Raw genomic sequence first — 24,514 nt, forward strand, 5'->3', positions numbered from 1 at the left:
GGCACGCAGTGCATCACGATCAGCCTATCGAGAATCGGATCGTCGCGGTCGGTACGTCGCTGGGCGGTCTTGACGCACTTCGCACGCTGCTGTCGTCACTGGCGACGGATTTTACCGCTCCGGTCCTGATCGTCATGCATATTGGCGCGCATCGCAGTCTGCTGCCTGAGCTACTGGCGCCGCTTTGCTGTTTGCCGGTTGCCCATGCGATAGACAACATTCCACTCGAACCGTCGCGGATTTATGTCGCACCCTCCGATCGGCATATGCTGGTTCATGATGGGCGGATACGGCTGAGCGCTGGCCCGAAAGAAAACTTCGCGCGTCCAGCCATTGACCCGTTATTCCGCTCGGTGGCCGTCGCGTACGGCGCTCGCGCCGTCGCAGTGGTCTTGACCGGGGACCTTGACGACGGTGCGGCAGGCGCAGCCGCAGTCAACGCCTGTGGCGGTCGCGTCATCGTACAAGCGCCGCAAGACAGCGTCGCACAGTCAATGCCGGCCTCCGCGCTTCGCGCGGTCCCGGCCGCTACGGTGGCGTGCCTTGACAGGCTTGCGCAGGCCATCGTTGACGCGGTTCACCAACCTATAAGAGGAGGCCACATGACCGCCGATAAGCGACCGATCGAGATCGAAGCGCAGATCGCGCTCACTGGTGTCTCTTCGCCCGCACTGCTCGATCAGTTGGGCAAGCGCAGCACGCTCACCTGTCCGGACTGCGGAGGTATCGTTTGGGAAGTAGGCGATGCCGCGCCCCTTCGCTACCGATGCCATACCGGGCACGCTTTCACTGAAGCTTCGCTGGCCGCCGCGCAAAAGGCGGATCTTGAAGATGCGCTGTGGACGTCGGTGCGTCGAGTAGAAGAACGCGCGGCGCTCGCCGCCAGCCGCGCGCGTGCAGCCGAATCACAGGGCGATGAAGCGCGCGCGCAATCGGAGCACGCGCTATCCGAAAAATTGCACAGGCTCGAAGGGTCCCTGCGAGAATTCATCATGGGAAGCGCCGGGGCAGAGGATGATCAGACATTCGCGGTTCAGAAATAGGAAGCCAACCCCCGATCAATGGGCCACTTGGGAACGTATGGGACATGTTAATGGGAAGCGTCCGAAACTCGTTCTGTTTCCGATGAAAATCGTAGTGCCAACCCGCGGCGCGACTGGAGATGACTTCGAGATTTATGCGTCTTATCGGGGCGCCAGTACAAGCGGCTACTACGGCACCCTGAAGGTCGTGAGGAAGCCCGACGGCAGGCTACTGTATCCGTTGAAGGCGCGGCGCAAATCGGCCCGTTCGAAACCAAAGCCGACGCGATTCGCGCTGCGCATCAGCACGGCGACGAAATCGTTCGCGGCGACCTGGAAAGTCCGGAATTATAGTGGCAGCACCGAGCGATCAGCATCAGTGGGCCCATAAAATCGTCAAGCATGACCTTGAACGCCCTGGTTATGGCCGGTGAAGCCACTGCCGGTAGCGGCTCATCTGCGACGGCGAGGCGAAAGGTAGCGGTAGGTGAAGCGGACTACTGAGTTGGCAGGCGCTCGACCGCTGTTGAGCATTGGCGTTTCTCGGTAAAACGACGTCAAACACCGTCCTTCCATTGGCTGACTCCGCCGTTACAGCTCCGTTGTGAGAGCCTATGATTTGTTTGGCGATGAAGAGGCCAAGCCCCAAGCCTGCGCCCGTGCCGGCGCGCTTCAGGTCCATGGGGCGCGCGCAGTCGTTCGCTACCTGGCCGACAAAGATGATTCGTTCTCCGGCCGGCTTCGCCGTCTCCCCGACGCTGACAGGCGGCCGGACTGGACCGGATACTGGCAGCACTGCCGCCTGCATCTGCCAGGTCGCCTAAACGAAATGTGACCGCCTATGTCGGGTCGAAGGGCACGTACAAGGTGTGACCCGCGGCCAGTTCGCCGCGCCAGCCGTGGCGCTCGTGCATTGATGCACTGCAACTTCAACAATGTCGTCCTATCGCGAACCTGACTTCTGCTCGTGCCGTCGGTCGTCACGGACTGGCCATCATCGGCGGGACGGCTCGCCTGCCGGTCTGCTGACCGGCTGCAGCGCCATGCGCAACTGATCAAGTGTGAAAGGCTTGCGCAGCGCCGCCCATTCATATCCCAAGCTCTCGTCGTCCGGTACAGCGTTTCCTGACGCAAAAATGATCCGGAGCTCCGGACGGGTGGCAAACGCGCGTCGTGCCAGTTCGGTGCCCGACATATCTGGCATGACGACGTCAGTGAACAGGATGTCGAAGTCGTTCCCGTCGAGCGCGTTCAGCGCCTGCGCCGCGCTTGCTGCGCGGTGCGGACGCATCCCAATCAGCGTCAGCAGTTCGCAGGTTGCGTCGAGCGACGCGGCGTCGTCTTCCACGACCAGGATGCGCAGGCCGTCCTCCTCTCCAGTTGGCCCGAGTCCGTCGCGAGCACACGTGCCGCCCGCAGACGCTTCGCTCGCTTCGACGTCGCTGGTGCCAAGCACCTGCCGCACCTTGTCGGCGAGCTGCTGGCGGCTGTATGGTTTGCTCAGCAGTTCGACGCCCGGGTCCAGTCGGCCGCCATGCACGATGGCGTTCTGTGTGTAGCCCGAGGTGAACAGAACCTTCAGCCCCGGCAGCATCTCGACTGCGCGACGGGCCATTTCGGGACTGCGCAGCGGGCCGGGCATCACCACGTCCGTGAACAGCAGATCGATGTGCACGCCGCTTGCGACCACGGCCAACGCCTGCTCGGCGTCGTTAGCCTTGAGCACTGCATAACCGAGGCCAGAGAGGAGTTCGACGACGGTCGACTGGACTCTCAGATCGTCCTCCACGACGAGAATCGTCTCGTTGCCGTGCTTCAGGCTACCGGGCGTGGCCGTTCTGGTTTCAACTGCCGCGCCGGCCGAACGCGGCAGATAGATCCTGACGGTCGTTCCTTCGCCGATCTCGCTGTAGAGGCGGATATGCCCGCCGCTCTGCTTGACGAAGCCGTAGGCCATGCTGAGGCCGAGCCCCGTACCTCGGCCCTCAGGCTTCGTGCTAAAAAATGGATCAAAAGCGCGCGCCATCACGTCCTGGCTCATGCCGGTTCCGGTGTCGGTGACGGCCAGCATCACATACTGGCCGGCGACGACGTCAGGGATTGACGACACGTATTCGTCGTCGAGCGTCGCATTCGATAGCTCAAGAGTGAGCTTGCCGCCACCGGGCATTGCATCGCGGGCATTGATCGCGAGATTGAGGATCACGTTTTCGAGCTGATGCGGATCGACGATCGTATTCCAAAGCCCACCCGCCACCACGGACTCGATTTCAATGGCCTCTCCCAGCGCCCGCCGCAGCAAGTCGTCGAGCGACCGTAGCTGACGCGCAGGATTGATAACGACCGGAGCGAGGGGTTGCTGGCGACCGAAGGCAAGTAACTGTGATGCAAGCTTGGCGCCGCGGTCGACGGCGTCGATCGCATTACCAAGCCGCTCGGCGCTCCAGTGGTCGCGGCCATGCCTGCTTTCGAGCAGTTCGAGATTGCCCCGCAGCACCTGCAGGACATTGTTGAAGTCGTGCGCCACACCGCCCGTCAGTTTGCCCAGCGCTTCCATCTTCTGCGCCTGGAACAGTTCGCTTTGCGTTTGCTCAAGTACCTCGGCTGCTCGCCGTCGCTCGGTGATATCGCGTGTGACTTTCGCAAACCCGACCACCTGGCCATCCTCGCAGATGGCGTCGATGATGACATGCGCGAAAAATCGGCTACCGTCGCGCCGTACGCGCCAGCCTTCAGCCTCCAAACGTCCCTCGCATCTGGCTGTCTCGAGTCCCCGGAAAGGGACACCCGCTGCCACATCGTCGGGGGTGTAAAACCGGGAAAAGTGCGAACCGATGATCTCGCCCTCGGTGTACCCCTTGATCCGCCGCGCGCCTGAGTTCCAGCTCGTGACGCGCCCGTCCGGCGAAAGCATGAAAACGGCATAGTCGGTGACACCCTGAACCAGCAGGCGGAAGCTCCGTTCACTTTTGAGCACCGCGTCGTGGGCTGCTTTCTTGTCACTCACGTCGGCGATCACCGTGCCGAAACCAAGGAGTTGGCGCCGGCTGTCGCGCAGTGCCGTCGTGACGACGTTTGCCCAGAACGGGGTGCCGTCCTTACGCAGGCGCCAGCCTTCCATGACGGAGCGACCGGTCCCGGTCGCGGCCCGCAGCGCCGCCTCCGGTGCAGCCGCGGCGCGCTCCGTCTCCGGAAAGAAAACAGAATATGGCTGCCCGATAATCTCGTGGGGCCGGTAACCGTGGATGCGCTCGCCGCCTGGGTTCCACGTCAAGACAATGCCCTCGGGTGAGAGGGCGAAGATAGAGTAGTCCTGGGTGGATTCGGCCCATAGCCCGAGCCACACAGAGCTGAAGGCGGCCGGTGCAGGGTCAATGTCGCTCATTTGCTGGATTTATATAAGCTTTGTAACGTCGCGTTGTGCGTCAAGAGTTATTTACAGCAATAAACGTGCCCATGCCGAGCCTATCGGCACACATCTATCATCGTTACGAAAACCATCGCGCGCGGTTGGCACGCCGGCACTTTAACCCACAGAATAGCCAGAGTGGCTGCCGCAGCTTGCCGTCCGCGACCACGACCTTCGATGCGAACGTCGCCTGCGGCAATCCGGCCGGCGCTGCAGCATCTGGCCGGTCTGATTCGAATCGTCGTCGATGGCCTGTGAAACGCGGTGCGACATCCAGCGTGGCAGAGTCACTCCGGTATATGGGTTAAGGGAGGCTAACGCGCGTCCAGTTCAACATTCGGGACGAGGCGATTTTCGCTCGGCGTAGCAGTCTCAGACTGCTGCCGAAGAGTGAGACCAACGCGCGCTTACAAGTGCCGCACCGGCGCCAGATACTCGATCATCGGAAACAAGCCGCGCAGCGGTTCGCCTTTTCGGTAATAAGCGTCGATCTCGGCCTCGTCGATCGGACCAAATTCGACCCGCATACGCGCCACCGATCACACGCAAGCCCTTCAACTGGCGCCGCTTCCAGTTGCGCCGGCCGGCCCTTGGTCATGATGCGCAGCGCCTCGATACCGCCTTATCCAGACAGGCCTTCCGCGTGTGTGCCGTCTGCCTCCCCGCCTCGACAGCCTTGGCGACTTCGGCAGGCGTATTGAGACGTAGCATCAGGCGGGCGTCCGACCCGCATTCGCTTGCGCGTCCCTTCGTTCAGCAAGCCGCAGCGCGGTTTACATAATGCTTAGAGATGACCCCTTCGTCTGATTATCTCCACGCGTAGACGCCTGTGACGGGGTAGGGGCTAGCAGGCTCAAGCCAATTACGGACACGATCGAGCTCAGCGCGATAGCCCCCGCCGCTTTTCCCCAGGCATTCTCCCACAGTGAACGCGTTTCACTGTCTTTCGCGCGCTCGATGTTCGCGGCCGCAATCACCTCAATTGCCTGAATATTAAGGATTTCCGCCACGCGGAGAGCCGTTAGATTGTCGAACGACGTGCGTCCGACGCGATAGCTGCTGACAGCAGCGCGCGTCACGTGCAGAGCCTTCGCGACAGCATAATCGGACGGTAGATCAAGGTGCGCCTTGACCTCATCCAAATAGTCCACCGTAGTTTTCATACACGCCCCCCGGCGCAAGTTTTGGTCTCAACCCAGAATTTATGGCAAGCGTCAACATCTGACAACGGTATTCACCTGTTGACTTGTATGCAATTGTTGACGTAATTTTGCGTTCGTCAGGCCGCAGACGAACAGCACGACCCCGCTGTTTTAAGGCTGATCCCCTTTAGAGCGGTCTGACACCTTTTTTCCATAGGGGTCATCGGGGGTTCGTCGTGAGTCACAGCTCGTTACAAAGTCGTCGGGCAGAAGTGAAAGAGTTCGGCCCATTCCACAACCGCAGCGACGCTTTCGGCGGCTATTTCATGGTCTGCGGATTCTCCTTTCATTGGTTTGAAGACAGCACGCTGATCGAAGCGGCGCGCGCGCCGTATCGAAAGACGCGCGAGCAAGCGCTGCGCGCGGCTGAAGTGATCCGAGACGCTGCACTGGCCGGCGTGATGTGAGCACCGAGGACCGAAAATGAAAAACATCAATCACATGAAGTTCCGCACGTCGCCGCTCGGCGGCTATTCCGCTATCAGCGGATTCGAGCGTCGCAGCTCAGGACGGCTTGCCCGATTCGGGAAAGATGCGGTTGCGCTCGACCTTCAGCGTATGAAGAAGCGAATCGAGGGCAACGACGCAAAACGGGGAGGTGCGCTCGTATTCGGCAAGCAACGCTTCGAGCTCTTGCTGAAGTGCCTCAAAGTTCTCGGCATTGGTCAACGGGTAGCGTACGAAGAGCGGCAGCACGCGCGCCAGAACCTGACCAACGAATCCAAGGGAAGCCTCGGCGACGCCGAGAACATCATCCATCGTCGCGCTCGCGTTGCCCGACTTCTGCTTTGCCATGTGAACCCCGTTTCGAGTGGTGATAGTGGCGGCGATTCTAGCGCGTGCGGGTCTGACGGTTCAGACGACACGCCTTTCTGGCCGCACCATCGCGGCACGATGCCCGACGCTAAAGCGGACATTGAAAGCGATGCCGCCAGCAGACTGCGTGCAGAGTTTGAACACCTGAATCGCTCGGCAATGTCCGACGACTTCTCAAAGCTGAATGGCGGTCAGCCGCGCCCCGCGCGCGAAGTGATCGACGGCAAGCCGATCTGGTATTGGTCTTTCGACCGCTCAGATCGCTCCGACGAAAATGTGTCGGTCTGCGTGGAATACCGCGCCGGCCGCATCGCATCAATCCGCCGTTTCTCTCAAGCCCAACCCACTGCGGATCACGTATGACGACTGTACTCACGGTCGTCTTTCTCTCGGGCCTTGCTGCCGGCGTCCTGCTCATGGACGTCCTGTATTCGCGGCGGCCCAAGTGAAGCGCGTCCTTTTCTCTATCGCGATGTCGATTTTCGGCTTGCTGCGGACTGCGGCAAGCGTCGATGTCGACTGGTTCTCGTTTTCCGTGCTGATCGTCGCCGGCATCTTGCTCGTGGCTGGCGCTCTCGCGCTGCTCTATGAACACGCAAAAGAATGGGGCTGTGATGAACGCTGATTATTGGTTCGGATTCGCGAGCGGCGGCCTGATCGGCTGGCTGCTTGCTGTCGCGATGGTCGTGCTTATCGTCTCGATGGTTCGTATCAACGACAACGGACAGGTGAAGTGACCATGTACGAAGACGCAACCGAAGACGTTTCAGCGCGTGTCGTGCCGGGCTCGATCGGATCGGCCGGCGCGGTTTTCACGCCGTGGGTTCCGCGCCGCACCGCGGATTTCGATCGCGCACGCGCTGAAGCGCTGACGCACATTAATCGCATACTTCGTGGCCGGGGAGGCGACCGCGCTGGGCAAAGCACGACCCGGCGCGGACGTGCCATCAGCACGCAAGACTATCGCGACGCGCTCGAACGATTCAACGCGCGAGGCCCGCGCATGTCGGGATTTACGCGATGAAAGCACGCCGCTTCGTTGTCGGCGACCGCGTAATGGTCGATTCCAAAAGCGTCGAGACGGAAGAGATCGACGGTATGCGCGGCCGCGTATCGCGAGTCGACGGCGATATTGCAACCGTCGAATGTCGGGCGTGGATCGAGAGTCATGTTCTTCGCGTGCCGCTCGTCGAGCTCGTGCGCATCAGCTCCGACGCCTGACCATGACAGCTCAATCTTGCGGTTCGATACCCGTCATTCGAATCCCGTCCGTCTTGATCAGATCAGCCCATTGTTCTTGGTCTAGCTCATCGGCAAGCGCTTCCATGTCGTCGCGATCCTTGTACGGAACGACGGTCACAAAAAACTCGCCGTCGAATTCGTCGTCATCGAGCACGATTACTTGCTCGACGAAGATTTTTCCGCCTTTGTCGTTCTCCCAAACTGAGTAAAGCGGTGGGCATTCGATAGTCATGTCTGGTTCTCTCCTGATCAATTCTGCGAATCCGCACCAGTCCAACAGGGGCTGGCGCGAAGCTATGCAGCGGTCGTTGCCGGGCCGCTGGCGAAAAATCATAGCGCGCCGGATAGACGAGCTCGACGCGCGCTACAGCAACTGGGAGAAGGGTAACGCGCTGCTGAAAGACATCGTCAAGGATTACGCCGACGCGATGCTGCCGCTCGACGCTACGCTCGATGACATTCGGTCGTTTGCGGCGCTGCGTGCAATCGAGGCGCACAACATCGTCGGACGCCTGATCGAGACATCGATTGTCGTTTCCGAACTGAGGATTCTCTGCAAACGCTTCAAGGTCAAAGAGCCAGAAGACGTGACGGCCGGCGGATACATTGCGCGGCTGTCTGATCCCGGCTGGTGGGCGTCGCGACTGATCCGCATGCACAGTCAGGCCGTGGAGGCCGGCGCGATCAAGCTCGGACTCGTGAGCGGTCGGACCGATAAGTACGTGAGCAATGAGAACTTCCGCCGCCGCCTCGCACAAAACGCGCGTAACGCGGCGATGCTTGAGCGCACCTACGCGGTGAACGAAGACGGCGAGACATTCACACTGGCGCAGCTCAGTGAGAAGACGGTCGCTAATCCCGTCATCCGTCGCGGCGAGATGATGTTGCGCATGCGAGGGATGGAAGAGATCGGCGACGAGTTCGGATGCGCGGTCGACTGGTGCGTGATCACTGCGCCCAGCCGCTTCCACGCAATGCGCGCGAATGGATTCGCGAACGAGAAGTATGACGGCGCGACGCCCAAGGACACGCACAACTATCTGCAAACCCAATGGCAACGCTGCCGCACGTATCTGGCTAATCGTGGTGTCGAGTATTTCGGTTTGCGAACAGTTGAAGCGCATCAGGACGGCACGCCGCACTGGAACATCATGGTGTTTATCAAAGACCCGGCGCATCGCCGCACGTGGCGACAGGCAGTCACGAAGTACTTCCTTCTGAACGACTCGCCTAACGAGAAGGGCGCAGCGCAGCGTCGGCTCAAGTTTGATCGCGTCACCAAGGAGAAGGGCGGCGCTGCTGCCTACATCGCGAAATACATCAGCAAGAACGTCGATGGTGTCGGCATCGAATACGACCTGTACGGCGACCCGATAGTGACGACGACGCAGCGCGTTCAGGCTTGGGCGCGCACATGGCGGTTCAAACAGTTCCAGCCGATCGGCTCGGCACCGGTCGGCATCTGGCGCGAAATGCGAAAGATCGAAGAGGCCGAGGCCATGAAGGCGCCAGAGCATTTCCAGCGTGCGTGGCGCGCCGCGCAGCGCGTCGATAGCGATATCGAGGGCGAGTCGAAGCGCGCGGACTACGCTGAATACATTCGGGCGTATGGCGGCCCCTTCGTGAAGCGGAAGAACGCAAAGCTGTGGCTCATAAAGGAAGAGCAAGCCGGGCTCGGGAAGTACGGTGAGGCACTGGGAGAGCGGACCGCCGGCGTCGGTTGCCAAGGTCTGATCGAAGTTGACAAGGGCGGGATTGTCGGACTGATCAAGCTCGTTGCGTCGATTGTAGTAAAGGGCGTTCATCGCCAGTGGACGATCGTCCGAAGCAAAGGCGTCGAAATCGCGCTTTCTCGGACTCGTGTGAATAACTGTACGCGCGAGCGTGCAGATGACGCCGAAACACGAGAAGCAAGCATGCGAGCGGACTGCGCACCGCTCGCCAATAACGATGATTGGGCCGGGGGCGGCTACTTCGAGAGTGAATGGAGGCCGAAATGACGGGGATGAAGATTGAATGTCCGTGCTGCGGTGGCGAAATCGATGCGCGGCACACGGAAGGTTTATCGACGACGCTGCGTCGCATGTACTTCGTATGCGAAGACTGCGGATATCGCACGCCGGCGGGCTTCGAAATCCTGTATTCGCTATCCGCATCGTCGCGGCCGCGAGCCGGCGTCGAGCTCGAAGTGCGCCCGTCGACGATGCTGCGCGGGGCGGTGAACACCAGGACAACACAGATGCGCGAGGCACGGCCGTGAGATTCACGATCGCATGCCCGCATTGCGGCGCGCGCGGCATCGCTCGCGCGATGGAGAAAGTCACCGACACCGAATATCAGATCGATTTCCAGTGCGATGACGTGACTTGCGGTCACACGTACCGCACGCGACTCGAAATGTTTCCGCCTGAGCTGCCGATTCCGAGGCGGCCGCGCCGCGACACGCAAGAGCTCGCCTTTTGAGACATCAACACTCAACGAGAAGACTATGCAGATAACGAAAGCGCACGCTCGATACCTGCGCGGCCAAGGCGGCCCGCTGTGGCATATCACGCACGGCCAGACCAGCGCGGCCGTTTGGGCGACGCTGCCACGCGATGGCGCGGCATTACTGATCGAGCGATACGTTCTGACAGCTCAGGTCGAGAAGCTCGTCGAAATTGACCGCGCGCGTCGCGCGCTGGCAGAAATCTAGGCGATATCGGCTCGATATCGAATCAACGTAGTTCAACTGCCCCGGGGGAGCACATGACAACTCAGAAAGCCGTATCGATCCGACCTGACATCCTGACGGTCAGCGGCAACTACTTCGATTTCATTACGCCCGGTGATAGCGCGTTCGATATTCGAGACATCGCGCACGGCCTGTCGCATATCTGCAGGTTCGCTGGACAGACGAGCGAGTTTTACTCTGTCGCGCAGCATTCCGTCGCGGTGAGCTATCTCGTGCCGCAGCGTCATACTCTCGCTGGTCTGCTGCACGACGCTGCCGAAGCGTTCATCGGCGACGTGACGAGGCCTCTCAAAAACCTGCTGCCTGAGTATCGCGCCATTGAGGCGCGCGTCGAGCGCGCGGTGCTCGGCCGCTTTGGCTTGACTGTTCCGCTCGCGCCGGAAGTGAAGCGCGCCGATCTAGTCATGCTGGCGACTGAGCAGCGTGATCTCATGCCGCCGCACAGCGACGAATGGCAGCTCATCGCAGGCGTGCAACCATTAGATGAAACGATCGTCCCGCTCGCTCCGAATGAGGCACGAAAGCTGTTCATCGAACGATTCCATTTCATCATGAGCTCGTCGTCAGCACCGCTGCCGGGCGACCTCATCAGCGTTCGACTGTGAGGGCGGCCATGACTGTCTACGTTGACGATATGCGCGCGCGGTTCGGCCAAATGATCATGTGTCACATGATCGCGGACACCGACGAAGAGCTGCATGCGATGGCCGAGGCGATCGGCGTCGCACGCAAGTGGCATCAGCGGCCGCCGAAGCACAGCAGCCACTATGACATCGCACTGAGCAAGCGCGCGCTCGCGATCGCCGCTGGTGCGGTTCCGATCACGATGCGCCAAGCGGCCGCGATGTGCCGTCGCAGAAAAGAAACTGGTGAGCTGGGCTCGCCTGTCGACGCGCTCGAATGGCGCAACCAGCGCACTGGGCCACTGCTGCAACAGGTTCAGGCGGTCGTCGACGATATCGTGTCGCGCTGCTCGCCTCGCGACGCGTTGCCGACTTATCGCCGGCTGAAGTAGGTCGAAGAACCGATATCGACGCGATGTCGGTTCAATGTAGTTTCAATGCTCGGGGGAGCAAATGAAAAATGTTGTTGCAGTGGTCAACACAAAAGGCGGCGTCGGAAAGTCGACGACCGCGTTGCAGCTCGCGCTCGGGCTTTCACTCGCCGGCGCGCGCGTCTGGTTCGTCGACGGTGATCGGCAAGAGACGGGCATCAGCGCGCTCACCGTGCGCGCCGAAAGCGGCCGCTCGATCATCGCCGCATCAGCCTATGCGCACGGCCCGACGCTACGCGCACAGGTGACGGCGCAGGCCGGCGCATACGATCATGTCGTCATTGACGCCGGCGGCCGCGATTCGAGCGCGCTGCGCGCCGCGCTCACCGTCGCTGATACGGCGCTTATCCCGTTCCTGCCGCGCTCGTTCGATGTCTGGGCGATGGAAGACATCGCCTCGCTCGTCGACGAAGCGCGCGGCGTGCATGATCTGCGCGCACTGGCGTTCCTGAATCTTGCCGATCCGCAAGGCGCGGACAATCGCGACGCGGCCGACGCGATGCGCGAGTTTCCGTCGATCGAGCTGCTCGACTGCCGGCTGAACCGGCGAAAGGCATTCTCGAACGCGAGCGGCGCAGGCCTGCACGTCGAAGAGATGGCGCGGCGCGATCCGGTCGCATGCGCGGAAGTCGACCGGCTCGCCAATGCCGTTTTCATGGCGTGACGCTATCGAACCAGAGGCAAAACGATATCGAAGCGGTATCGTTTCAATATCGAAAGGGGATCAGCAAATGAGCATCACGAAGAGGCCGGCGACGCCGAGCGCGGCCGCCTTGCGGGAATTCATCAACCGCGCGCCGGACGCTGCGAGCGGCGACGAGCCGGCGCGCGGCGCGCGGCGCAAGAAAGAAACGATCAGCCTCGGCATCGATCCGGTGCTGCTGCAACGGATCGACGAACGGGCCGTCGAGCTCGGCATCAGCCGGGCGGCCGCGATTGCGATCGCGCTGGCGAAGTACGTCGAAGCTGAGAAGTAGGGCGCCAGGACTGCGGGCGCAAAAGGAAAAAGGCCGCCGGCGCTGTTGCGCGAGGCGGCCTTTCTTCGTTTGATCCACGCGGTCAGGCAGTTGCGGTGCGCTCCAACACTTCACTAGCGGCGCGCGCAAGGGCCTCTTCCGACCATTGATTGACGCTCTCGCCGGCCACGGCCGCCGCAATGCTGACGCGCGCGTGCACTTCGGGATCGATGCGTAGCATCAGTTTCCCCGATGCTGGCTTCTGCGGCTTGCGGCCGCTCTGCTCGCAGTCGTTCAGGTAATGATCGACTGCCGCATGGAAATCGCTCGACAGCTCGTCGACGGTCGCGCCGTGAAAACTGATCTTGTCGTCCACGCCGAGCACGTGCCCGACGAAGATGTTATCGCGCCCGTCGAAGTCGATCCGGGCGATGTATCCCTTGTAGGTCATTGCGTTGCTCATTTGATCCCAAGCTCCTTGAACCAGTCGCGCAGGTCTTCCACCTGATAGCGCTTCGCTTCTTTGCCCGGATGCGGGCGATGATGATAGCGGCGCGTGCCGTTCAGTTCGAAGGCGATGCGCGAACCCGCGCCTTCGTGGATGCTGCCGCCGAGTGCGACGACGAGCGATTCGATATCCGAAAACACGATGGTGCCCGATGTCGGCTTCGTGTTGATCGCGGCGAGGGTGCGGGCGTGTTTGGATTTCATGTCGAAATGATATCAAAAAGTGATATCACGAAGCAAGCAGAAAGTGATATCACGAACGCAGCGCGACCGAGCGGCACGGGCGACGCGATCAGACGCGCAAGGAGCGGTCGACCGTCGCGGGGCGCGCGAGGGGGGCGGCAGAGGCGCAGCGGCCCGCCAGCCGGCGGAAAACCGGGTCTTCGGGGCGGCGAAGGGCGGTCCGACGCTCGTTGCGTACGAACGAACGCGACCTTGAAACGCAGTCCCCCCTCCCCGCCTGCCCGCTTCTTGTCTGCCCACTTTTGATGCACAGCCGGTCGACCTCCGGAAGTCCACCGAATACCGGGTGTCGAAGGATTACGAACCGGGAAAAATGACGCATTTTGACGCAGAAAATCTGTCGATTGATGCACTGGTTTTGGAACGAGAAGGGAAAAGTTCCGCGTACAATACGCGCGAATCCAAGCCGTTAGATTGCGAGAGACGCGGACAATGACCATGAGAGCAACAGAAATCTTCACGCCGGGCAGAACTCCGACCGTGACCCTCGTTCGAGAACACCTCGTTGAGCGCCGGCAGGCGTTCGAGGACGCCCTCGAACAGGGCGGCATGCTTATATCCATCTCGGGACCGTCGAAATCAGGGAAGACGGTGTTCGTCAAGAGCATTACGGGCGCAGATAATCTCATTGCGATCACCGGTGCAGGCATTACTCAAGTCGAACAGCTGTGGACACGTGTGTTTCATCAAATCGGGACGCCGATTGGCAGAACAGAAGTCAATGAAAGTTCGGAAACTTCGACGGTCACGGCAAATGGCAAGGTTGCAGGTTCTGTGGTCGTAGCGAAGGGAGAAGCGGGCATTTCTGGCGCGCTCGCAAATGGAACAAAGGGTGCGACGACAGAAACCCAGGCAATCGACTTTCTGCAGTTGCTCATAGCTGAAGTGGCAGGCACGGGCTTAGTCGTGTTTATCGACGACTTCCACTACATTCCGCGCGATATACAGGTAGAGGCAGCTCGCCAGATAAAGGAGGCGATCGACAAGGACGTCATCATTGTGTGTGCCTCGGTTCCGTATCATTCAGAGGACGTGCTTCGCGCGAACTCTGATCTTCGCGGCAGAGTTGTCTCGATCGATTTCGATTACTGGAAACCTTCGACACTGTCATTGATCGCGGAGCAAGGATTCGCTGAGTTGAACGCAGAGTTTGACAACGTTGCAATTAGTTTGATTGCAGGCGAAGCAGCCGGCTCGCCGCAACTCATGCAATCCATTTGTCTAAATTCTTGCTTTCAGGCCGGGATAAGGGATCGACCGGATGATTTGTTTAAGTTTCCAAACGATCGCGCGTTTCTAAATGCTGCTTGTAACCGTACCGCGCAGAGCGCGGACTACTCAAGTACGCTGGAAAAGCTCAATGAAGGGCCTAAAACGCGCGGTACAGAACGGAATCAATATCGGCTAAAAGATGGCACGGTAGGCGACGTGTACGCGATCATTCTCAAGGCTATCGCGCTGTCTCCGCCGACGCTTCATTTCCGGTATCCGGAGCTTCAGGAGCGCATTAAGAACATCTGCGAAGACGATACGCCGGTCGGCTCAAGCGTAACTGGCGCCTGCCTTCAGATTGCACACCTTGCGAACGATGGGCTGCCGAAAGCAATCTTGGAATGGGATCACAGGGAAGACGTGCTGAACATCCGCGACCCCTATCTGTTGTTCTTTATGCGTTGGTCGGAAGCTTTATAACAGGCGGAGCTTCGATCGCGCTGGCCCTCAGCGCCTGCTATGCCTGCGCGCTCGCATCGCTCAGCCTTAAGCCGAAGGAGCGACTTTATCCACCTGCGGAATTTCGTAGGGATCGAACCGAATGATTTCCTCGCCGGCCCAATCGTTGAAGGCGAGGAATTGCGCTTGAAGCGGGGCGATTTCATTGCGGGCGAAAACGCGGGCGGCGGTGTCAGCCGCGCCAAAGCCTCCGGTGTTGCTCGGCACAATGCCGAGTAGTTGAGGCGGGACGCGGTGAGCGGCGAGAAGGTCGTCGCGCGTGACATTCTTGATGTTGAAGAACTCATCTTTCGCGGCGACTTCGGAAACGGGGATCAACTGGATTCCGTCTTTATGGCCGTTTGGAGAATAGACGAAGAGATTGCGGAAGTTACCCGGACCTTTCGACGACTTCAGCGCGTCGCGGATCGCATCGACATCGCCTTGTTGCTGCGCGGCGTCCGTCATGTACAAAATGAATCCGGCGTGACTGCCATTCTCGTAGTAGCGGCGGCGAAAGAGCGTCGACGACTCATTGAGCCATGCGGCGTGAAGCGCGCCGAGATATTCGGGCAGGCCGTAGACCTCCTGATTGATGTCAGGTTCGAGCAGATGAAAGATCGAGCCCGGATCGAATTCGTGCTTCACGCGAAAGCCGTCCGTCATGACGTACGTTTGCATATCGGGCTTGCGGCGCATGTATTTTCCCGGCGCGGACTCATAGCGCAAGACGCCGCCGAGCCGGTTGAGCTGCTGCTCGATGTAGCCATTGCCGAACGTCAGAAAATCGAGCGCGACGCGTCGAAACGACTCGCGCGAAAACTTTGCGTGCGGGATGAACGTCGACGCGAGCACGTTGCGCTTAAAGAAAAGCGCCGACGCGTGGTGCGTGCCAGCGCGCAGCGACTTCGCAAGGCCGCCAAAGCTGACAGGCGGCTCGTAGTATTCGCCATTCGAATAAATCTCGACGTAATCGAGAATCTCGGCGCGGGACATGACCGGCATCGGATCGCCGAACGTGAATGCGCTTGCTTCAGCCGTAGGCGCGATCGCGGGAACTGCTGAGGCGTTCGCGCCGGATTGGCCCGGATTATTTTTCATTAGGAAATCTCCATAAAGCTGCGGTTATTTGTCGTCGAACCTTCGAGCGGCTCATTGCCGAGCGCATGTAGGCAGGCCCACGCTAAGTCGGCATGTCCGGTTTCCTCGCTGCGGCTCGCGTGATATGTGACTTGCCGGCCGCTCGCGGTCATCGTCTTGCGAATCTGCATGAACGACTGAGCGAAGTCGGTCCAACCGGCATCGAATTCGAGCCGTGCCTTGCCGATGACCGACAGGCCTTTCAGTACGAGCCGGCCTTTGACCTCGGGCGAGTAGTTCAGGGCGATGGCGGCCGGGAAGAACTGGCGTGTGAGCTGATACACGCCTTGCCCCATGCCGGTCGTGTCGATCGCCATATAGGTGACGTTGTAGCGTTTCGTGAGCTGCTTGATGCTCTCGGCCTGCGCCTCGAAGTCCATGCCGCGCCACTGCAGCTTTTCGAGCACGCGGAATTTGCCGCCTGGAACGCTCGGCGGTGCGATCACGACGCAACCCGCGGAATCGCCGGTGTGCGCCGGGTCGTATCCGATCCAGACGGGGCGATAGCCGAAAGGGCGCTCGGCGAGAAATTCAACGTCTTCCCATTCTTCCCATGTGTCGACCATGCAGCGCTGCAGATCGGCGAGCGGAAAGATCGACGCCGAATCGTCGATGAACTGACACATGAGCAGGTTTGCATACTCGTCGGCGCTGTATTCGAGCCGTAGCTCGTCCATGTCGAAGAGGTTGCAACCGCCGGCGACAGCATCCTCAACAGTGACGATCTGCCGCCATTGACGGTCCTCGCATACGCGGCCGTTTGCGAGCGCGCCGTGCGATACGTCAAGGTGAATGTGATCGGCCTTCGCGCGGCCGCGATTGAAGTGATCGCCCGTCCAAAACGTATAGGCTTCGTGCGTGATGCTCGACGGCGTCGAGAAGTACGTTTTGCGCCAGTGCTTGTGCATTGCCATGCCAGACGCGACCTTGTTCAGCGTCTTGAAGCCATGGACCCAAAAATATTCGTCGAAATAGAAATTGCCGTGATAGCTCTGCGCGGTCTTAGCGTTGGTGCTCAGAAAGATCAGCTCGGCACCGTTCGGAAGCAGGATCGTTTCGCCTGTGAGTTCAACCTCGGCAACCTCGCGCGCGAACGCGCAAATGTACTGCCGAAAGACATGCACCTGCGCCTTACTGGCCGATAGAAAAATCTGGTTCCGGCCGGTTTCAAGCGCATCGTCGAGCGCTTCGTGCGAGAAATAGAAGGTCGCGCCGATCTGCCGCGACTTCAGCAGATTGCGCGTGCGATTCTGACCATTGCGATACCAGACCTTTTGATAGTCGAATTGCGATTCGAGAAAGGCGTCATGCAGTTTGCTCTGCTGCTCGGGCGCGATCTGGTTTCGCGGCGCGCGTTTCTTCGGTCCTTCGTTGCGCGTCTTGATATTCGGATTCAGGTCGGACTCTTTGCCGGTGTCGCTGTACTTGCGCACGCGCGCCATGCGTTCGAGCTCGCGTCCGAGCAAGTCGATCTCTTTGAAGTCGACGGGGTCTTTCACTTCCTTCGCGATCAGTAGGATCAAGCGCGTTTCGAGCGACGCCTCGACCTTTTCCGCAATGCTGGCCTTATCCCATTCGTCACGCTGCTTCCAAGACTCGATCGTCGAGCGCGGCTCGTTCAGATGGCGCGCGATCGAAGTCACGCGCCAACCTTTCCAGTAAAGGTCACGCGCGATGCGTCGCGGCTCAATGTCGGGCGAGAGTGTTTCGGCATTTTCTAACATGCCGAAAGCGTAACGGTCACTCGCGCGCGCGCGCATAACGGTCGTTTGTACTCCGACGAATTACTGAGGCGCTCCGTTGTTTGTCCGACCAGCGGCGTGCAACATTCACTTACACAACTTACATGTTGTAACGCCCTAATTGAACCTGAGAGGCTTTTCGATGAATAGTAAAACGATGCTGGCCGTCGCGGCCGGGATTTACGCCGTAGTGTGCATGATGGTGCCGGCGTATGCGCACGCTGCTGTAGTGCCCGCGCTCATGAACCACGTCGACGTTATCGGCGCACTCACCGGCCATGCGCCGATGTTCGGTGCGGCAAGTCTCGCGGCACTCGGCATCGGTCAAATCACTGGCGTAGGCGCACATGCCGACACGACTTCGAAATGGTTTCGAGTCGCGGTCGAAGGTGCGACGACCGATGGTCGGAACATTCAGCGCGAATGGATCGAGCAGATGGCCGCATCGTATGACCCGGCGAGGTACGGCGCGCGCGTGAACTGCGAGCACATTCGCGGCTACGCGCCTCTGTCCGACACGAATCCTTTCGGCGCGTACGGCGACGTGATCGCACTGAAGGCCGAAGCGCTCGCCGATGGTCCGCTCAAAGGTAAGTTTGCGCTGTATGCGCAGATCAAGCCGACGCCTGCCCTCGTTGCGCTCGTGAATGCCGGTCAGAAAATCTATACGTCGATCGAAATCAGCTACTCGTTCGCCGACACGAAGCAGGCCTACCTCATGGGCCTTGCGGTGACGGATAGCCCGGCGAGCCTCGGAACCGAAATCCTACAGTTCGCGGCCGGCCTCGGCGCGAAGAATCCGCTGGCGCACCGCAAGCAGAGCCCCGACAACGTATTTTCCGTCGCGGAAGAAACCGCGATCGAGTTCGAAGACATCGAGCCGACGCAATCCGCGCCGAGCATCACATCGCCGGGCCTGTTCGCTCGTGTCGCCGAAATCATCGGGATGGTGCGCAACAAGGGCGCGTCGGACGAAAAGCGCTTCGCTGACGCGGCGCAGGCTATCGAAGCACTTGCCACGCATGGCAGGGACCAAGCAACGCGAGTCGAAGAGCTGTCGACGCAGCTCGGCGCGCTGCGAACCGAGCTCGACGCAGAGAAGGGCGCGCACGCATCGACGGCGAAGCAACTCGAAGAGCTCACCGCGAAGCTGTCGACGCAGCCGGGCAGCGCACCGCGCGCGCCGGCGACCGGATCGAGCGGCGTGCAAACGACCGACTGCTGATCGTTCCGCTACCTGACCCGGCCTTACCCCTCAACGTTTGGAGAAGTTCATGCGCAACAATACCCGCGCGCTGTTCAATGCCTATCTCGGCGCGATCGCACAGCTCAACGGCGTGCCCGATGCGTCGGTGAAATTCACGGTCGACCCGTCCGTGCAGCAAACACTCGAAGGCCGCATTCAGGCGTCGAGCGAATTCCTGAAGCGCATCAACGTGATCGGTGTCGAAGAGCAGGCCGGTTCGAAAATCGGCCTCGGCATCGGCGCACCGATCGCGAGCACGACCGACACAAGCGCGAAAGATCGCACGCCCGTCGATCCGACGACCCTCGACGACAACGGCTATTTCTGCACGCAAACCAATTTCGACACGGCACTGAAGTATTCGCGCCTCGATGCCTGGGCGCAGAAGCCGGAGTTCCAGACGCTGATCCGCGATGCCATCGTGCAGCGCACGGCGCTCGATCGTATCTGCATCGGTTTCAATGGCACGTCGCGTGCCGCTTCTTCGGACCGGGCAACGAATGCGCTGCTGCAGGACGTGAACAAGGGCTGGCTGCAGAAGTGGCGCGAGAACGCCGCCGACCGCGTCATGCACGAGGCCGTCGCCGGCTCGAACAAGGTCAAGGTCGGCACGGCCGCCGGCTCGGATTACAAGAATCTCGACGCGCTCGTGCTCGACGCGCTGCAGCTGCTCGACGAGTGGTATCGCGACGACCCGGCCGTGGTGGTCGTGGTCGGTAGCGCGCTGCTGCATGACAAGTATTTCCCGCTCGTGAGCGCGGCGAACGTTGCGACCGAGCAGGCGGCGCTCGATATGGTGATCAGCGGCAAGCGCATCGGCGGCAAGCAGGCCGTGAGCGCGCCGTTCTTCCCGGCGAACACGCTCGCGCTCACGCGTCTCGACAATCTGTCGATCTACTACCAGAACGGCGGCCGCCGGCGCACGGTGGTGGACAATCCTAAGCGTGATCAGATCGAGAACTACGAATCGAGCAACGAGGCGTATGTCGTCGAAGACTACGGCTGCGGCGCGGTCGTGGAAAACATCGAGATCGAGGCGGCATAACCATGTCTAGCCCCGCTCGCCGACATCAAGCGCGCATTCGCGCAGCACAGGCGGCCGCATCGGTCGCGCCCGGTAAGACGCTCGCCGGCACGCGGCAATACGAGCTCATGCTCGCAAAGCTCGCGGTCGATAAGCGTCGACTGAAGTCGCTTCAGTCGGTCGCACGAAAAATCGATGTCAAGCGCGAGGTGCTGCCGGAATACGTCGACTATGTCGCCGGCGTGCTTGAAGGTGGGCGGGGTGCTCAAGACGATGTGATTGCAACGGTCATGATCTGGCGAATCGACGCGGGCGACTACGCCGGCGCGCTCGATATCGCACGCTACGCGCTGCGGCATGCCATGACATTGCCAGAGCACTATGAGCGAGCGCTACCGGCGGCGGTCGCAGAAGAATTCGCGGAGGCTGCATTGCGCGCCTTCAGCACCGGCGAGATTTTCCCGGTCGATTTCCTGCAGGAAGTCGACGAGCTGACCCGATCGTATGACATGCACGATCAAATCAGGGCAAAGTTACAGAAGGCACTCGGCTACGCGTTGGAGAAGTCCGACCCGGTCCGAGCGCTCGAAATGTTCCGCCGCGCGGTCGATTTGCACGATCGCGTGGGCGTGAAAAAAGACATCACTCGACTCGAAAACGAGTTGAGGAGTGCGACGGCCAAGAAGGCCGGCCGCACGTAACGAGCCCCCCCGGCATGGACGGCACCGGCTGACGATCGCAACGGCTGAGCGCTACGCGATACCGACGCCGGTCCACCGTCCACTTATTCCGAGTCACGTGCTATGAGCAGTTTTATCGCGACCGCCGAACCGAATCCGCCGACGCCTGACGCGGCGACGATCGAAAACGACGGCTTCTTTCCCGATATTTCGCTCGACGAGCTGCGCGCATCGACGCGCCTCGATGGCACCGTGACACACGAGCGTTTGCGCGAGGCGACCATCGACGCGGTCGCGAGTGTGAACGCTGAGCTCTACACATGGCGCGTCGAGCAGCTCGCGGCCGGTCATACGACGCTCGCCGATGTGCCTGCGCCGCGCGTCGCTGGCGAGAGCGTCCAGCTCGGCCGATACCGCCGCGCCGTGTTCAACATGACGCACGCCGATCTAACAGAGCGCTATCGCGACTGGGACACGACGAAGTCGGGCGGCCAAAAAGCGGAAGACCTTGAAGCGACGATCTGCAGCGCGCGCCGTAACGTCAGGTGGGCGCTCAACGACCTGCGCGGCATCGCGCGATCGACCGTCGAGCTGATCTGATGAAGGTCACGACGCAACAAGGCGACACCGTCGACGCGCTGTGCTGGCGTGTCTACGGCCGCACCGATGGCACCGTTGAGGCGGTGCTCGAAGCGAATGCGGGCCTCGCCGACTTGGGCCTCGTGCTGCCGCTCGGAACTGTCGTCGATATGCCTGAGCTCTCGACCGTCGAGAGCACGACGCCGCTTTTGCAATTGTTTGACTGATCCTTGGAGCTGGCGACATGGCCGAACCGAACACCACAACCGCTGCAGCGCTGTCGACTGCGATCGGGCTCGCCGGCCTTGCGCCCGGCATCGATGGCAATGCACTGATCGGCGCTTTCACCGGCGCGGCGCTTGTGGTCGTGACCTCGAAAGACATCGGCATCTTGCAGCGCATCGCGTACATGCTGATTTCGCTCGTCATGGGCTATCTCGCCGCGCCAGAAATCGTCAACGCGACGCCGATTCACTCGACGGGCGTCGCCGGCTTCTTTGCGGCCGCGCTGGTGATCACTGTCACATTGCAATTGATCGAGCGCGTCAAAAACATCGATCTGCTGGCGTTCCTGAAGCGAGGCGGCTGATATGCACATCTCGTTTGCGGTGATCGCGCTCGCGGCGCACGTCGCGGCCATGCTGCGCGTCTTGTTCTATCGGCGCAACGGCGCCCGACACCGCCATCATGTCTCGTGGGTCGCATGGGCGGTCGTTGCGGTGTCGGGTGGATCGGCGATCGAGCTCGCACTGCACGCGAAGCATGTCGGATTCTTCGAAGCGGCGACAGCGATCCTACTGGCGCTCTTCGTGTACGCCGCGCGCGGCAACATCGCGCGGCTCTTGTGGAGTAGCGAACAATGAAAACGCATCGACTCGGCGACTTCGGCGACGATGTCGGCCTGCTGCAGCGCCGGCTCATCCGGGCCGGCTTCGCGCTCGCGGTGACGCATGTCTACGACGACGCGACGGAAACGGCCGTCAAGGCGATTCAGACGAAAACCGGGCTTGTGGTCGACGGCATCGCCGGACCGAAGACGCTCGCGGCGATCGCGACCGGTCGTCGTGATCCAAAGCACCTCAGCGATGCGGACATTGTCCAGGCGGCCGCCGCGCTCGGCGTGCAGGTCGCGTGCGTGCGCGCGGTGAACGAAGTCGAATCGAGCGGATCGGGCTTTCTCTCCGATGGCCGGCCGGTGATTCTTTTCGAGCGTCATATCTTTTGGCAACGGCTGCAGGCACGCGGCATCAACCCCGAGCCGCTCGCCGCACGCTATCCCGACATCGTTTCGCAGACGCGCGGCGGCTATAAGGGCGGCTCAGCGGAATACATGCGCCTCGCGTCGGCCGAAATGATCGACGCCGGCGCGGCGTACGAGTCGGCGAGTTGGGGCGCGTTTCAGGTCATGGGCAGAAACTGGGAGCGGCTCAAGTATGAGAGCGTCGACGAGTTCGTGTCACGCATGGAGGGCAGCGAAGGCGAGCAGCTCGACGCGTTCGTGCGCTTCGTTGCCGCCGATCCCAATCTGCTTGCAGCGCTGAAGGCTCGCAAGTGGGTGCAGTTTGCGAAGGGCTACAACGGCGCGGCCTATGCGCAAAACCTTTATGACGTGAAGCTCGCGCGAGCCTTCGAACGATATGCGCCGACCGACAAGGCGGCCGCATGAATCCGATCATCGCGAAACTCGTCGTCGGCGCGCTCGTGCTTGCCGCGCTCGCCGGCGGCGTGCTGTATGTGCGCGAGCTGCGCGTCGAGCTCGCCGATGCGAATAACCAGCTCGCAACCGCAAAGCAGGGCATCGTCGACCGCAACAAGACAATCAGCGACCTGCAGCGTGACGCCGGCGAGAAAGCGAAGCAACAGGTGCAGCTCGACACGTCGACGACCGCCGTGCGCGCGACCGTCACGAGCGAACGCCAAGCCATGAAAAAGGTGATCAATGAAAATCCGACCGTTCGCACGTGGGCCGATACTCCTTTGCCTGCTGACGTTGTGCGCCTGTCAGCAAGCCCCACTTTCACCGGCACCGCGAATTTCGGTGCTGCAGTGTCAAACGATCACGCGGTGCACGCTGCCGGCGATGGCTCCGACAACTAATGGCGAGCTGCGCGCGGCGCTCACGACCGCCAAAGGCGCGTGGGGCGCGTGTGCGGCCAAAGTCGACATGATCGTTTCTTGTCAGACGGCCGCGCAGGCCGAAATCGACGCGCAGACGGCGAAGGGGAAACATGATTAAGCCGGCGAGTCTGCGCGCGGCGCTCGTCGCTGCTATCCCGGCGCTTGCGGAAAGTCCCGAAAAGCTGACAGTATTCATCGATCAGGGCGCGCTCGCCGCGACCGGCACGATATCGAGCTCGTTCGAATATCGCTACGTGCTCAATGTGATCGTGCTGGATTTTGCAGGCGACGCAGACGACCTCTTTATAGCGCTCGTCGATTGGGTTCGAATGTATCAGTCCGACCTCGTGAGCAACTTCGATCAACGATCGAACGGCATCACGTTCGAGATCGACATTCTCGACAACGCGACCGCCGATGTGTCTATCAAGCTGCAGATGACCGAAAGCGTCGTCGTCGGCACCGGGCCAACAGGCGAGCGCACAGTGACGCACATCGACGATTCGCAAGCGCTTGCCGACTCGATCACGTGGACCGGCGAACCGTGGCCGAAGAGCTGAACCTCTTCGAGAATTGGCTCGGCGGCCTGCTCGCGAAGCTCGACGCACCAGCGCGGCATGCGGCGCTGCGTGATATCGCGCGCGAGCTGCGCCGTAGTCAGCAGGCGCGCATCGCAGCGCAGCGCAATCCAGACGGTAGCGGGTACGATGCACGCAAGCCGCGCCTCAAACCCGGCGGCAAAGCTCTACGTGACAAACGCGGCCGCATCAAGCGCACGGCGATGTTCGTGAAGCTCCGCACGGCGCGTTACCTGCAGACGGAAGTCGATGCGACCGGGCTCGCCATCGGCTTTTCGGGCCGCGTGTCGCGCGTCGCGCGTGTGCATCAGTTCGGCGAAACGGATCGCGTCGCGCCCGGCGGGAAAGACTACAAATACCCGGCGCGCGTGCTGCTTGGATTTACGACCGAAGATCGCGAGCTGATACGCGACATGCTCCTGAAGCACATCACCAAGTGACAATCCGAGCCCTGTTCGCAGGGCTTTTTTGTGTCCAGACGAAACACATTGCGCGTTACTCGCCTCGCGCGC

At 60.9% G+C, this 24,514-nt stretch carries 34 protein-coding genes and 2 pseudogenes; 28 read left to right on the top strand and 8 right to left on the bottom strand.

Annotation, left to right across the window (positions count from 1 at the left end):
* Nucleotides 1-8: 8 nt before the first annotated feature.
* Together QCE69_RS35350 and QCE69_RS35355 are read left to right on the top strand one after the other, a co-directional pair.
* Nucleotides 9-1,043 (top strand): chemotaxis protein CheB, encoded by a 1,035-nt coding sequence (locus tag QCE69_RS35350; RefSeq protein ID WP_309935576.1) that lies wholly within the window; start codon nt 9-11, stop codon nt 1,041-1,043.
* Between the two features lie 82 nt (nt 1,044-1,125).
* Nucleotides 1,126-1,376: pseudogene (locus QCE69_RS35355) on the top strand (DUF6723 family protein).
* 640 nt (nt 1,377-2,016) lie between these two features.
* Here QCE69_RS35355 and QCE69_RS35360 read toward each other — a convergent pair.
* The 3 genes and pseudogenes from QCE69_RS35360 to QCE69_RS35370 form a co-directional block, all read right to left on the bottom strand.
* A complete protein-coding gene (locus QCE69_RS35360; RefSeq protein WP_309935577.1) occupies nt 2,017-4,407 on the bottom strand; it encodes a PAS domain S-box protein in 2,391 nt (796 codons plus the stop codon).
* A 175-nt stretch (nt 4,408-4,582) separates the two neighbouring features.
* A pseudogene (locus QCE69_RS35365) lies at nt 4,583-4,686 on the bottom strand (electron transfer flavoprotein subunit beta/FixA family protein); the annotation flags it as partial.
* A 518-nt stretch (nt 4,687-5,204) separates the two neighbouring features.
* Complete coding sequence (locus QCE69_RS35370; protein ID WP_309935578.1) at nt 5,205-5,594, bottom strand: hypothetical protein; 390 nt, start codon at nt 5,592-5,594, stop codon at nt 5,205-5,207.
* Nucleotides 5,595-5,809: 215 nt separating this feature from the next.
* Between QCE69_RS35370 and QCE69_RS35375 the strand changes: the two genes are divergently transcribed.
* The 5 genes from QCE69_RS35375 to QCE69_RS35395 all read left to right on the top strand — a co-directional run bounded on the left by QCE69_RS35375 (nt 5,810) and on the right by QCE69_RS35395 (nt 7,670).
* Complete coding sequence (locus tag QCE69_RS35375) at nt 5,810-6,040, top strand: hypothetical protein (RefSeq protein ID WP_309935579.1); 231 nt, start codon at nt 5,810-5,812, stop codon at nt 6,038-6,040.
* A gap of 16 nt (nt 6,041-6,056) precedes the next feature.
* Nucleotides 6,057-6,812 (top strand): hypothetical protein, encoded by a 756-nt coding sequence (locus QCE69_RS35380; protein WP_309935580.1) that lies wholly within the window; start codon nt 6,057-6,059, stop codon nt 6,810-6,812.
* 82 nt (nt 6,813-6,894) lie between these two features.
* Nucleotides 6,895-7,074 (top strand): hypothetical protein, encoded by a 180-nt coding sequence (locus QCE69_RS35385; RefSeq protein WP_309935581.1) that lies wholly within the window; start codon nt 6,895-6,897, stop codon nt 7,072-7,074.
* Nucleotides 7,064-7,186: a hypothetical protein gene (locus QCE69_RS35390; RefSeq protein WP_309935582.1), complete on the top strand. Its 123-nt coding sequence runs from the start codon at nt 7,064-7,066 to the stop codon at nt 7,184-7,186. The genes QCE69_RS35385 and QCE69_RS35390 overlap by 11 nt, the downstream gene beginning before the upstream one ends.
* A 283-nt stretch (nt 7,187-7,469) precedes the next feature.
* Nucleotides 7,470-7,670, top strand: a complete 201-nt coding sequence (locus QCE69_RS35395; protein ID WP_309935583.1) for a hypothetical protein — start codon at nt 7,470-7,472, stop codon at nt 7,668-7,670.
* A 10-nt stretch (nt 7,671-7,680) separates the two neighbouring features.
* On the opposite strand, the gene QCE69_RS35400 is transcribed toward QCE69_RS35395, so the two are convergent.
* Complete coding sequence (locus QCE69_RS35400; protein ID WP_309935584.1) at nt 7,681-7,923, bottom strand: hypothetical protein; 243 nt, start codon at nt 7,921-7,923, stop codon at nt 7,681-7,683.
* On the opposite strand from QCE69_RS35400, the gene QCE69_RS35405 reads away from it, so the two are divergent.
* The 8 genes from QCE69_RS35405 (at nt 7,922) to QCE69_RS35440 (ending at nt 12,456) form a co-directional block, all read left to right on the top strand.
* A complete protein-coding gene (locus tag QCE69_RS35405; RefSeq protein ID WP_309935585.1) occupies nt 7,922-9,691 on the top strand; it encodes a replication endonuclease in 1,770 nt (589 codons plus the stop codon). The genes QCE69_RS35400 and QCE69_RS35405 overlap by 2 nt on opposite strands.
* Nucleotides 9,688-9,951, top strand: coding sequence for an ogr/Delta-like zinc finger family protein (locus tag QCE69_RS35410; protein WP_309935586.1), 264 nt, complete (start codon nt 9,688-9,690; stop codon nt 9,949-9,951). The genes QCE69_RS35405 and QCE69_RS35410 overlap by 4 nt, the downstream gene beginning before the upstream one ends.
* Nucleotides 9,948-10,154 (top strand): ogr/Delta-like zinc finger family protein, encoded by a 207-nt coding sequence (locus QCE69_RS35415; protein ID WP_309935587.1) that lies wholly within the window; start codon nt 9,948-9,950, stop codon nt 10,152-10,154. The genes QCE69_RS35410 and QCE69_RS35415 overlap by 4 nt, the downstream gene beginning before the upstream one ends.
* Before the next feature lie 25 nt (nt 10,155-10,179).
* On the top strand, nt 10,180-10,386 hold the full coding sequence (locus QCE69_RS35420) for a hypothetical protein (RefSeq protein WP_309935588.1): 207 nt from the start codon (nt 10,180-10,182) through the stop codon (nt 10,384-10,386).
* A gap of 53 nt (nt 10,387-10,439) precedes the next feature.
* Nucleotides 10,440-11,030: a metal-dependent phosphohydrolase gene (locus QCE69_RS35425; RefSeq protein ID WP_309935589.1), complete on the top strand. Its 591-nt coding sequence runs from the start codon at nt 10,440-10,442 to the stop codon at nt 11,028-11,030.
* A gap of 8 nt (nt 11,031-11,038) precedes the next feature.
* Nucleotides 11,039-11,440 carry a DUF4031 domain-containing protein gene (locus tag QCE69_RS35430; protein WP_309935772.1) on the top strand — a complete coding sequence of 134 codons (402 nt, stop codon included), beginning with the start codon at nt 11,039-11,041 and terminating at the stop codon, nt 11,438-11,440.
* 61 nt (nt 11,441-11,501) lie between these two features.
* Nucleotides 11,502-12,143: an AAA family ATPase gene (locus QCE69_RS35435; protein WP_309935590.1), complete on the top strand. Its 642-nt coding sequence runs from the start codon at nt 11,502-11,504 to the stop codon at nt 12,141-12,143.
* A 67-nt stretch (nt 12,144-12,210) separates the two neighbouring features.
* Entirely contained in the window at nt 12,211-12,456 is a 246-nt protein-coding gene (locus QCE69_RS35440; protein ID WP_309935591.1) for a hypothetical protein, read from the top strand.
* An 82-nt stretch (nt 12,457-12,538) separates the two neighbouring features.
* Here the strand turns inward: QCE69_RS35440 and QCE69_RS35445 are convergent, their stop codons facing one another.
* Both QCE69_RS35445 and QCE69_RS35450 read right to left on the bottom strand, forming a co-directional pair.
* Complete coding sequence (locus tag QCE69_RS35445) at nt 12,539-12,898, bottom strand: type II toxin-antitoxin system HicB family antitoxin (RefSeq protein ID WP_309935592.1); 360 nt, start codon at nt 12,896-12,898, stop codon at nt 12,539-12,541.
* The gene (locus QCE69_RS35450) at nt 12,895-13,146 is read right to left on the bottom strand and encodes a type II toxin-antitoxin system HicA family toxin (protein WP_309935593.1); all 252 of its coding nucleotides are present in this window, start codon (nt 13,144-13,146) and stop codon (nt 12,895-12,897) included. The genes QCE69_RS35445 and QCE69_RS35450 overlap by 4 nt, the downstream gene beginning before the upstream one ends.
* A gap of 477 nt (nt 13,147-13,623) precedes the next feature.
* Between QCE69_RS35450 and QCE69_RS35455 the strand changes: the two genes are divergently transcribed.
* Nucleotides 13,624-14,877: a hypothetical protein gene (locus QCE69_RS35455; RefSeq protein WP_309935594.1), complete on the top strand. Its 1,254-nt coding sequence runs from the start codon at nt 13,624-13,626 to the stop codon at nt 14,875-14,877.
* 66 nt (nt 14,878-14,943) lie between these two features.
* Here QCE69_RS35455 and QCE69_RS35460 read toward each other — a convergent pair whose 3' ends face one another.
* A complete protein-coding gene (locus tag QCE69_RS35460; RefSeq protein ID WP_309935595.1) occupies nt 14,944-15,996 on the bottom strand; it encodes a phage portal protein in 1,053 nt (350 codons plus the stop codon).
* Nucleotides 15,996-17,759 (bottom strand): terminase ATPase subunit family protein, encoded by a 1,764-nt coding sequence (locus tag QCE69_RS35465; protein ID WP_309935596.1) that lies wholly within the window; start codon nt 17,757-17,759, stop codon nt 15,996-15,998. The genes QCE69_RS35460 and QCE69_RS35465 overlap by 1 nt, the downstream gene beginning before the upstream one ends.
* 160 nt (nt 17,760-17,919) lie before the next feature.
* Here QCE69_RS35465 and QCE69_RS35470 point away from each other — a divergent pair, with 160 nt between their 5' ends.
* The 12 genes from QCE69_RS35470 to QCE69_RS35525 all read left to right on the top strand — a co-directional run bounded on the left by QCE69_RS35470 (nt 17,920) and on the right by QCE69_RS35525 (nt 24,442).
* Nucleotides 17,920-19,002 (top strand): GPO family capsid scaffolding protein, encoded by a 1,083-nt coding sequence (locus QCE69_RS35470; RefSeq protein WP_309935597.1) that lies wholly within the window; start codon nt 17,920-17,922, stop codon nt 19,000-19,002.
* A gap of 49 nt (nt 19,003-19,051) precedes the next feature.
* Nucleotides 19,052-20,068: a phage major capsid protein, P2 family gene (locus tag QCE69_RS35475; protein WP_309935598.1), complete on the top strand. Its 1,017-nt coding sequence runs from the start codon at nt 19,052-19,054 to the stop codon at nt 20,066-20,068.
* Nucleotides 20,065-20,748 carry a phage terminase small subunit gene (gene gpM / locus QCE69_RS35480; protein ID WP_309935773.1) on the top strand — a complete coding sequence of 228 codons (684 nt, stop codon included), beginning with the start codon at nt 20,065-20,067 and terminating at the stop codon, nt 20,746-20,748. The genes QCE69_RS35475 and gpM overlap by 4 nt, the downstream gene beginning before the upstream one ends.
* A 102-nt stretch (nt 20,749-20,850) precedes the next feature.
* Nucleotides 20,851-21,327, top strand: a complete 477-nt coding sequence (locus QCE69_RS35485; RefSeq protein ID WP_309935599.1) for a head completion/stabilization protein — start codon at nt 20,851-20,853, stop codon at nt 21,325-21,327.
* Entirely contained in the window at nt 21,327-21,533 is a 207-nt protein-coding gene (locus QCE69_RS35490) for a tail protein X (RefSeq protein WP_309935600.1), read from the top strand. The genes QCE69_RS35485 and QCE69_RS35490 overlap by 1 nt, the downstream gene beginning before the upstream one ends.
* A 17-nt stretch (nt 21,534-21,550) precedes the next feature.
* Nucleotides 21,551-21,895, top strand: a complete 345-nt coding sequence (locus QCE69_RS35495; protein ID WP_309935601.1) for a putative holin — start codon at nt 21,551-21,553, stop codon at nt 21,893-21,895.
* A gap of 1 nt (nt 21,896) precedes the next feature.
* Complete coding sequence (locus tag QCE69_RS35500; RefSeq protein ID WP_309935602.1) at nt 21,897-22,169, top strand: phage holin family protein; 273 nt, start codon at nt 21,897-21,899, stop codon at nt 22,167-22,169.
* Nucleotides 22,166-22,972: an N-acetylmuramidase family protein gene (locus QCE69_RS35505; RefSeq protein ID WP_309935603.1), complete on the top strand. Its 807-nt coding sequence runs from the start codon at nt 22,166-22,168 to the stop codon at nt 22,970-22,972. Before QCE69_RS35500 ends, QCE69_RS35505 begins: the two co-directional genes overlap by 4 nt.
* Nucleotides 22,969-23,403, top strand: coding sequence for an Rz-like lysis system protein LysB (gene lysB / locus QCE69_RS35510; RefSeq protein ID WP_309935604.1), 435 nt, complete (start codon nt 22,969-22,971; stop codon nt 23,401-23,403). The genes QCE69_RS35505 and lysB overlap by 4 nt, the downstream gene beginning before the upstream one ends.
* Nucleotides 23,297-23,542 carry an Rz1-like lysis system protein LysC gene (gene lysC, locus QCE69_RS35515; protein WP_309935605.1) on the top strand — a complete coding sequence of 82 codons (246 nt, stop codon included), beginning with the start codon at nt 23,297-23,299 and terminating at the stop codon, nt 23,540-23,542. The genes lysB and lysC overlap by 107 nt, the downstream gene beginning before the upstream one ends.
* The gene (locus QCE69_RS35520) at nt 23,535-23,984 is read left to right on the top strand and encodes a phage tail protein (RefSeq protein WP_309935606.1); all 450 of its coding nucleotides are present in this window, start codon (nt 23,535-23,537) and stop codon (nt 23,982-23,984) included. Before lysC ends, QCE69_RS35520 begins: the two co-directional genes overlap by 8 nt.
* Nucleotides 23,969-24,442, top strand: a complete 474-nt coding sequence (locus QCE69_RS35525) for a phage virion morphogenesis protein (protein WP_309935607.1) — start codon at nt 23,969-23,971, stop codon at nt 24,440-24,442. Before QCE69_RS35520 ends, QCE69_RS35525 begins: the two co-directional genes overlap by 16 nt.
* Nucleotides 24,443-24,514: the final 72 nt, after the last annotated feature.

The organism is Caballeronia sp. LZ032 (assembly GCF_031451315.1).
Taxonomy (GTDB): Bacteria; Pseudomonadota; Gammaproteobacteria; order Burkholderiales; family Burkholderiaceae; genus Caballeronia.

Coding starts and splice junctions, on each gene's coding strand:
- QCE69_RS35360 (WP_309935577.1), bottom strand. CDS start 4,407: ATGAGCGACATTGACCCTGCACCGGCCGCCTTCAGCTCTGTGTGGCTC.
- QCE69_RS35370 (WP_309935578.1), bottom strand. CDS start 5,594: ATGAAAACTACGGTGGACTATTTGGATGAGGTCAAGGCGCACCTTGAT.
- QCE69_RS35380 (WP_309935580.1), top strand. CDS start 6,057: ATGAAAAACATCAATCACATGAAGTTCCGCACGTCGCCGCTCGGCGGC.
- QCE69_RS35390 (WP_309935582.1), top strand. CDS start 7,064: ATGAACGCTGATTATTGGTTCGGATTCGCGAGCGGCGGCCTGATCGGC.
- QCE69_RS35395 (WP_309935583.1), top strand. CDS start 7,470: ATGAAAGCACGCCGCTTCGTTGTCGGCGACCGCGTAATGGTCGATTCC.
- QCE69_RS35405 (WP_309935585.1), top strand. CDS start 7,922: ATGTCTGGTTCTCTCCTGATCAATTCTGCGAATCCGCACCAGTCCAAC.
- QCE69_RS35400 (WP_309935584.1), bottom strand. CDS start 7,923: ATGACTATCGAATGCCCACCGCTTTACTCAGTTTGGGAGAACGACAAA.
- QCE69_RS35410 (WP_309935586.1), top strand. CDS start 9,688: ATGACGGGGATGAAGATTGAATGTCCGTGCTGCGGTGGCGAAATCGAT.
- QCE69_RS35420 (WP_309935588.1), top strand. CDS start 10,180: ATGCAGATAACGAAAGCGCACGCTCGATACCTGCGCGGCCAAGGCGGC.
- QCE69_RS35425 (WP_309935589.1), top strand. CDS start 10,440: ATGACAACTCAGAAAGCCGTATCGATCCGACCTGACATCCTGACGGTC.
- QCE69_RS35430 (WP_309935772.1), top strand. CDS start 11,039: ATGACTGTCTACGTTGACGATATGCGCGCGCGGTTCGGCCAAATGATC.
- QCE69_RS35435 (WP_309935590.1), top strand. CDS start 11,502: ATGAAAAATGTTGTTGCAGTGGTCAACACAAAAGGCGGCGTCGGAAAG.
- QCE69_RS35440 (WP_309935591.1), top strand. CDS start 12,211: ATGAGCATCACGAAGAGGCCGGCGACGCCGAGCGCGGCCGCCTTGCGG.
- QCE69_RS35445 (WP_309935592.1), bottom strand. CDS start 12,898: ATGAGCAACGCAATGACCTACAAGGGATACATCGCCCGGATCGACTTC.
- QCE69_RS35450 (WP_309935593.1), bottom strand. CDS start 13,146: ATGAAATCCAAACACGCCCGCACCCTCGCCGCGATCAACACGAAGCCG.
- QCE69_RS35455 (WP_309935594.1), top strand. CDS start 13,624: ATGAGAGCAACAGAAATCTTCACGCCGGGCAGAACTCCGACCGTGACC.
- QCE69_RS35460 (WP_309935595.1), bottom strand. CDS start 15,996: ATGAAAAATAATCCGGGCCAATCCGGCGCGAACGCCTCAGCAGTTCCC.
- QCE69_RS35465 (WP_309935596.1), bottom strand. CDS start 17,759: ATGTTAGAAAATGCCGAAACACTCTCGCCCGACATTGAGCCGCGACGC.
- QCE69_RS35470 (WP_309935597.1), top strand. CDS start 17,920: ATGAATAGTAAAACGATGCTGGCCGTCGCGGCCGGGATTTACGCCGTA.
- QCE69_RS35475 (WP_309935598.1), top strand. CDS start 19,052: ATGCGCAACAATACCCGCGCGCTGTTCAATGCCTATCTCGGCGCGATC.
- QCE69_RS35485 (WP_309935599.1), top strand. CDS start 20,851: ATGAGCAGTTTTATCGCGACCGCCGAACCGAATCCGCCGACGCCTGAC.
- QCE69_RS35490 (WP_309935600.1), top strand. CDS start 21,327: ATGAAGGTCACGACGCAACAAGGCGACACCGTCGACGCGCTGTGCTGG.
- QCE69_RS35495 (WP_309935601.1), top strand. CDS start 21,551: ATGGCCGAACCGAACACCACAACCGCTGCAGCGCTGTCGACTGCGATC.
- QCE69_RS35500 (WP_309935602.1), top strand. CDS start 21,897: ATGCACATCTCGTTTGCGGTGATCGCGCTCGCGGCGCACGTCGCGGCC.
- QCE69_RS35505 (WP_309935603.1), top strand. CDS start 22,166: ATGAAAACGCATCGACTCGGCGACTTCGGCGACGATGTCGGCCTGCTG.
- lysB (WP_309935604.1), top strand. CDS start 22,969: ATGAATCCGATCATCGCGAAACTCGTCGTCGGCGCGCTCGTGCTTGCC.
- QCE69_RS35520 (WP_309935606.1), top strand. CDS start 23,535: ATGATTAAGCCGGCGAGTCTGCGCGCGGCGCTCGTCGCTGCTATCCCG.